Source organism: Pseudomonas sp. KB_12 (genome assembly GCF_052114545.1).
Taxonomy (GTDB): domain Bacteria; phylum Pseudomonadota; class Gammaproteobacteria; order Pseudomonadales; family Pseudomonadaceae; genus Aquipseudomonas; species Aquipseudomonas brassicacearum.
The window spans coordinates 113831-120199 of record NZ_JBFREY010000028.1 but is presented as its reverse complement, the minus strand read 5'-3'; the positions used below and the strand labels follow the sequence as shown (position 1 = coordinate 120199).

Below are 6369 nucleotides of genomic sequence, written 5' to 3'. Positions count from 1 at the left end.
ACGTAGTCCAGGCCATCGTTATTGAGCACGGCAGGGGTGGCCCGGCGCGCATCGAGTTGCATCACGTTGTTGGCGATGAAGAGGCTGTAGTAGCGGTAGGCGACCAGGTAGATGGCCACGGCTGCGACGACGATCCAGAGGGCGTTGATCGCCTCGCCTCGACGCAATGCCACGACGCCCAGGGCGCACGCTCCTACGACGGCCAGCAGTAGCCAGGGCAGATGGCGTAGCAGGCTATTATTATTTTTCATTTTTATATTCCAGCCAGGGTGGACAAGAAAGATTGCCATTGGAGTTTAGCGCTAACCCGGGCAAAGGCCATACTCGACATTCGTCTGTCGATTGCCAAATGGTGACGAGGCTCCCTCAGTAGGGTCTATAGTCAATGAATCTTCAGAGGGAATGCGTAATGAGCGAACGTCGCCGCTTCGTACGAGTTGACTTCCATGCCAGGACCGAGCTGAGCCAGGGCCCGTTCATCTGGCCGGTAGAGTTGCTGGATCTGTCCCTCAAGGGTTTGCTGATCAAGAAACCCGAACCCTGGCTTGGCGATATCGAACAACCTTTCATGGCCGATATTCATTTGAGCCCTGATGCTGAGATCAAGATGGAAGTTCGGTTGGCCCATGATGACCATGGTCACCTGGGCTTCGCCTGCGAGCACATTGACCTGGACTCCATCGCACACCTACGCCGGCTGGTAGAGCTGAACCTGGGCGACCATGACGAGTTGGAGCGGGAGTTAGCGGCGTTGATTCATATCTGAATCCAGCGGTGCCCCCTGTGGCGAGGGGATTCTGTGGGAGCAAGGCTTGCCCGCGATGGCGGCGATGCGGTCCTTTAAAATCGAGTCGTCTGCATCGCGAGCAAGCTTTGCTCCCACATGCCTTCCTTGCGCAATTGCCAGTACTATTCGAACAACGCATCCAACGCCTGTTCCAGGCGCGTCACGGCAATGATCTGCAACCCCGGCGGGGCTTCCTTCGGCGCGTTGCCCTTGGGCACGATGGCGCGTTTGAAACCGTGCTTGGCCGCTTCCTTGAGTCGCTCCTGGCCACTGGGCACCGGCCGTACTTCGCCCGACAGCCCCACTTCGCCGAACACCAACAGGTCGTGGGGCAGCGGCCGGTTGCGCAGGCTGGACATGACTGCGGCCATCAACGCCAGGTCGGACGCGGTTTCCAGCACCTTGACCCCGCCCACGACGTTGAGGAACACGTCCTGGTCGTGCGTCGGAATCCCGCCGTGTCGATGCAGCACCGCCAGCAACATAGCCAACCGATTCTGATCCAGGCCCAGGGTGACCCGGCGCGGGTTCGCCAGGTGACTGTCGTCCACCAGCGCTTGCACTTCGACCAGCATCGGCCGGGTGCCTTCCCACGTTGCCATGACCACGCTACCAGGGACTTCTTCCTGGGCACGCGTCAGAAAGATCGCCGAAGGGTTTGAGACTTCTTTCAAGCCTCTGTCGGTCATGCCGAACACACCCAGTTCGTTCACGGCACCAAAGCGGTTCTTCACCGCCCGCAGCAAACGCAGGCGACCATCGGATTCGCCTTCGAAATACAACACGGTATCGACCATGTGCTCCAACACGCGCGGCCCCGCCAGTGCGCCTTCCTTGGTGACGTGGCCCACCAGGAAAATCGCCGTGCCGCTCTGCTTGGCGTAGCGCACCAGCAACGCCGCACTTTCGCGCACCTGGGACACGCCGCCCGGGGCCGATTGCAGCTGTTCGGTGAAAATGGTCTGGATCGAGTCGATCACCATCACCTTGGGTTTTTCCAGGCGCGCCGTGGCGATGATGGTCTCGATGCAGGTCTCGGTCATGACCCGCAACTGGTCCTGGGGCAAGCCCAGGCGCCGGGCGCGCATGGCGACCTGCTGCTGGGATTCTTCGCCAGTGACGTACAGCGCCGGCATGCGGGTGGCGAGGTTGCACAAGGTTTGCAACAAGATGGTGGATTTGCCGATGCCCGGATCGCCGCCGATCAGCACCACCGAACCGTCCACCAAACCGCCACCGAGCACGCGGTCCAGTTCTCCGGATGCAGTGGAGAAACGCGGAATTTCTTCGACACTGACTTCGGCCAGGGTCTTGATCTGCGCCTGCTGACCGGCCCAGCCCGTGCGACCGGTGGGTGCCGCGGCGCCGCCGCTTTCCACCATGGTTTCAGTCAGGGTGTTCCAGGCCCCGCATTCGCTGCACTGGCCGGCCCATTTGGGAAAGGTCGAGCCGCACTCGGTGCAGCCGTACATGCGCTTTGCCTTGGCCATCTGAACTCCGGAGAAAAACCGCGATGATAGCCTAGGGGACGTCAGCGCGGGGCCGGCATTCTGATTTCACCCCTCGCCAGATCCACCGCGGTATTGCCCAACGGGTCCTGGGCCTGCAGATCGGCGCCCTTGGCCTTCAAGGCGTCGAGCAACTCATCGCGCTTGAACAGGCCGGCATACATCGCCGCGGTCTGCCCGGCACCGTTGCGTTGGTCCGGGCTGCAATCGGTGGACAACAAACGCCGCGCAATCTGCACTTCGCCCTTGAAAATCGCGCCCATCAACGCCGTGTTGCCACGTTTGTCCTGGGCACAGGCATCGGCACCCGCGGCCAGCAGCCGCTCCACCGCGGGGCCGTGGCCGTGATAAGCCGCCAAAATCAGCGCGGTGTAGCCCTTTTCATCCTGGGTATTGAGCGAATAACCGGCCTCGATAAAAGTCTCGAGCATCGGCACATCGCCGCGGCGAGCGGCATCGAAGTAATAGTTTTGCAACTGCTCTTGTACGGCGGCCGGTTCAGTGGGTATTGGCTGATCGGCCAGTACGCTCATTGACCAGGTCGCAAGCATCGATAAAAAAAATCTGCGCATCATGACGTCTCCTCTGGCAGATGACTGTGGGGGCATGGTTGTGGGAGCAAGGCTTGCCCGCGATGCAGACAACTCGGTCTGGTTTCAGACCCCAGCACCTGTTTCGCGAGCAAGCTTTGCTCCCACAGGTCATGCACCTGCCTGGCTGTGGATCAGTCAGTCAGTTTTTCCGCCAGGGCCTTGACCCGGGCCAAGTCACCTTTGGCGACACGAGCCACGCCAGTGCCGTACTCAGGGTCAGCCTTGTAGAGGAACGACAGGATGATGTGCTTGCTCTCGTCATCGGTGGTCGCCAAAGAGCCGCCGAAGCTGTCGATCAGGTCATCACGCTCTTTCTTGCTGAACGAACGATACAAATCACCGGCCTGCTTGAAGTTCTGCTCACGCTGGATCTTCGCTTGCTGGGTGCTGCCGCTCAGCGCGGCCTGGCTGTAGCGTGCCGCTTGCGGTTCTTCACGCGGCGTCAGGCGGCTCGGCTGATAATTCACTCCGGTGCTGGTGCTGCCAGGGTTCATCGCGCCGTCCTGGTTACCGTTGTTCACCGCCACCTTGGGGGCGTTGATCGGCAGTTGCAGGGCATTGGCACCCAGGCGATACATCTGCGTGTCAGCGTAGGAAAATACTCGTCCCTGGAGCAAACGATCCTCGGAAGGTTCGATACCCGGTACAAGATTGGCCGGCGCCATGGCCACCTGCTCGGTTTCCTGGAAGACATTCGCCGGATTGCGGTTCAAGACCATTTGCCCGACTTTGCGCTCAGGCACACCCGGCCAGATCTTGGTCGCGTCCAGTGGGTCGAAGTCAAACTTGGCAAGGTCCTCTGGATTGAGCACCTGGACGTACAAGTCCCACTTCGGGAAGTCGCCCTTATTAATATGATTCACCAGATCATTTGTCATATGGCTGTAATCTTGACCCTGAACTTTCACAACTTCTTTCGGATCGAGATTTTTCAGGCCCTGCAAACTTTTCCAATGAAATTTCACGTAGTGAACTTCACCCTTGGTGTTAACCAGTTTGTAGGCATGTACACCGTTACCGTCCATCTCGCGGTAACTGGCCGGCGTCCCGGAGTTGGAATACAACTCGGTCAGGGTGCGGGTCGATTCTGGAACATGGGAGAAGAAATCGAAGCGGCGTGAGTCATCGTCCAGGTTGGTCCGAGGGTCGGGTTTGAAGGCGTGGACCATGTCCGGAAACTTGATGGCATCGCGGATGAAGAAGGTCGGGAAGTTGTTACCCACCAAGTCCCAATTACCGTCGGCAGTGTAGAACTTCGTGGCGAAACCACGGGGGTCGCGCAGGGTTTCCGGCGAATGATTGCCATGCACCACGGCAGAAAAACGCACGAACACTGGCGTGACCTGGCCTGCGGCAAAAACCTTGGCCTTGGTCAGGTCGCTGAGATCGTCGGAAACCGTGAAGGTACCGTGGGCGCCGGTCCCACGGGCATGCACCACGCGCTCAGGGATGCGCTCACGGTCAAAGCGCTGGAGCTTCTGGATCAACTGCACGTCTTGCAGCAAGGTCGGGCCGTTGGGGCCTGCCGTTTGCGAGTTCTGGTTGTCGCCGACAGCCGCACCGTTGTCCCGGGTCAGGGTGGCCGCGTTGACAGACAAGGACAAAAGGCTCGCGGTCAGCACAAAAAAAGCGCGGCGATGGGAATAAGCCCCGTGGCCAAGGGAAGTGTTCATAGGCGTGTTCCTCTGATGTTATAGAGCGCATCCATGTGCGCCATCCAGAGGCTAGTGCTCGATAAAGGAAAACCTAAATAGAAATGCCGTACCGCGTCGATAGAAAAAACGTTGTGGGGTGCCAGGCTGAAACCGCGTATCACGCGCGATTGATGGCACTTTGAAAACTTTTCACCCAGGACCAGGTCGATAATTGAAGCTTTGTAAGCAGGCGTTTCGAGCAAGACTCGTTGGGCTGACTTACACTGCCACTCATCTTTAATCTGTCACAAGGAATAACTCATGGGCGTGCTAAGCGAGTTCAAGGCCTTCGCGGTCAAAGGCAATGTCGTCGACATGGCCGTCGGGATCATCATCGGTGCCGCTTTCGGCAAAATCGTTTCGTCATTCGTTGGCGACGTGGTCATGCCTCCCATCGGCCTGCTGATTGGTGGAGTGGACTTCAGTGACCTGGCCATCACCCTCAAGGCCGCCCAGGGTGATGCGCCTGCCGTTATGCTGGCCTACGGTAAATTCATCCAGAGCACCATCGACTTCATCATCGTGGCGTTCGCCATTTTCATGGGCGTCCAGGCGATCAACCGCCTCAAGCGCGAAGAAGCCGTGGCCCCCAGCGCGCCTCCTGTTCCGACCAAGGAAGAACTGCTGCTCACCGAAATTCGCGACCTGCTCAAGGCCCAGAACGAGCGGCCCTGAACCTCCCTCCATCGATAGAACCTGTGGCGAGGGAGCAAGCTCGCGCTGGGTTTTGTAGGAGCTGGCGAAGCCTGCGATCTTTTGATCTTTCGATCTTTCGCTTGAGACTCAAGTGTCTGGGGAAAGATCGCAGCCTCGTTGAACTCGACAGCTCCTACACAGCTCCTACACAGCTCCTACATGCGTGGGTTTCCTACCAGTAGTTTTCCACCGCCACCTGCCCCGGCCGACGGGTCAGGCTCAACTGCAGCCCCCTGGTCTTGAGCAGCTTGCGTGTCTCGTCGATCATTTGCGGGTTGCCGCACAGCATCACTCGCGAATGCTCCGGCGCCAGCGCTACGCCGGCCGCCCGCTCCAGTTCGCCATTTTCGATCAGCGTGGTGATCCGCCCATTGAGCGCCCCCGGATGCTGCTCACGAGTGACGGTCGCAATGAAACGAAACTTATGAGCGTACTCGGCCAGGTAGTCGCGCTGGGACAGTTCCTTGATCAACGCCTGATACGCCAGCTCCTGCGCCTCGCGCACGCTGTACACCAGGATGATCCGCTCGAATTTTTCCCAGACCTCAAAATCCTGGAGGATAGAAAGGAACGGCGCCACACCCGTCCCGGTAGACAGCAGCCACAAATCCCGACCATCGACAAAGCGATCCAGCGTCAAGTAGCCGAAAGCCTGGCGATCCACCAACAGTTCGTCACCCGGCTGCAGGCGGCTGAGCTCACTGGTGAACTCGCCATCGGGAACCACGATGGAAAAGAATTCGAGGAACTCGTCGAACGGCGACGACACCATGGAGTACGCCCGCCAGACAGTGGTCCCATCCGCCTTGACGACGCCCAGCCGGGCGAACTGTCCCGCCCGAAAGCGAAAGCCGCGATCCCGGGTCGTGCGCAACGTAAACAGATGAGGCGTCAACGGCTGGACATCGAGCAGGGTTTGGCGGGTGAACTTCTCTGCGCTGTCGGTCATGAGCCACTCCTATGGGACAAGACATACAGTGTCCCGCAAAGTGAACCTTTTCACCACCGACGGGCAAGTAATAGCATTTTAGTTGCACTCGCCCCATCTAAAACTTTTACCAAAACTGTACAAAGTTAGAACACTGCAAAAG

Annotated in this window: 7 protein-coding genes; 2 read left to right on the top strand and 5 right to left on the bottom strand. The window is 58.9% G+C overall.

The window, feature by feature from the left end; all coding sequences use genetic code 11:
* On the bottom strand, positions 1-251 hold a 251-nt coding region (locus AB4Z20_RS21250; RefSeq protein WP_442090540.1), incomplete at its 3' end, for a carbon starvation CstA family protein.
* 158 nt (positions 252-409) lie between these two features.
* Here AB4Z20_RS21250 and AB4Z20_RS21245 point away from each other — a divergent pair.
* Positions 410-766: a PilZ domain-containing protein gene (locus AB4Z20_RS21245; protein WP_253469541.1), complete on the top strand. Its 357-nt coding sequence runs from the start codon at positions 410-412 to the stop codon at positions 764-766.
* Between the two features lie 143 nt (positions 767-909).
* On the opposite strand, the gene radA is transcribed toward AB4Z20_RS21245, so the two are convergent.
* From radA to katB, 3 genes are all read right to left on the bottom strand, one after another.
* Entirely contained in the window at positions 910-2277 is a 1368-nt protein-coding gene (gene radA, locus AB4Z20_RS21240) for a DNA repair protein RadA (protein WP_003185644.1), read from the bottom strand.
* 41 nt (positions 2278-2318) lie between these two features.
* Entirely contained in the window at positions 2319-2867 is a 549-nt protein-coding gene (locus AB4Z20_RS21235; RefSeq protein WP_320390554.1) for an ankyrin repeat domain-containing protein, read from the bottom strand.
* 152 nt (positions 2868-3019) lie between these two features.
* On the bottom strand, positions 3020-4561 hold the full coding sequence (gene katB / locus AB4Z20_RS21230; protein WP_442090539.1) for a catalase KatB: 1542 nt from the start codon (positions 4559-4561) through the stop codon (positions 3020-3022).
* Positions 4562-4843: 282 nt separating this feature from the next.
* Between katB and mscL the strand changes: the two genes are divergently transcribed.
* Positions 4844-5257, top strand: coding sequence for a large-conductance mechanosensitive channel protein MscL (mscL, locus tag AB4Z20_RS21225; protein WP_214512867.1), 414 nt, complete (start codon positions 4844-4846; stop codon positions 5255-5257).
* Between the two features lie 193 nt (positions 5258-5450).
* On the opposite strand, the gene AB4Z20_RS21220 is transcribed toward mscL, so the two are convergent.
* The gene (locus tag AB4Z20_RS21220) at positions 5451-6227 is read right to left on the bottom strand and encodes a ferredoxin--NADP reductase (protein ID WP_214512868.1); all 777 of its coding nucleotides are present in this window, start codon (positions 6225-6227) and stop codon (positions 5451-5453) included.
* Positions 6228-6369: the final 142 nt, after the last annotated feature.

What these genes read in the sequence shown, in the direction of transcription:
- mscL (WP_214512867.1), top strand. Translation starts at nt 4,844, where the DNA reads ATGGGCGTGCTAAGCGAGTTCAAGGCCTTCGCGGTCAAAGGCAATGTC.
- katB (WP_442090539.1), bottom strand. Translation starts at nt 4,561, where the DNA reads ATGAACACTTCCCTTGGCCACGGGGCTTATTCCCATCGCCGCGCTTTT.
- AB4Z20_RS21220 (WP_214512868.1), bottom strand. Translation starts at nt 6,227, where the DNA reads ATGACCGACAGCGCAGAGAAGTTCACCCGCCAAACCCTGCTCGATGTC.
- radA (WP_003185644.1), bottom strand. Translation starts at nt 2,277, where the DNA reads ATGGCCAAGGCAAAGCGCATGTACGGCTGCACCGAGTGCGGCTCGACC.
- AB4Z20_RS21235 (WP_320390554.1), bottom strand. Translation starts at nt 2,867, where the DNA reads ATGCGCAGATTTTTTTTATCGATGCTTGCGACCTGGTCAATGAGCGTA.
- AB4Z20_RS21245 (WP_253469541.1), top strand. Translation starts at nt 410, where the DNA reads ATGAGCGAACGTCGCCGCTTCGTACGAGTTGACTTCCATGCCAGGACC.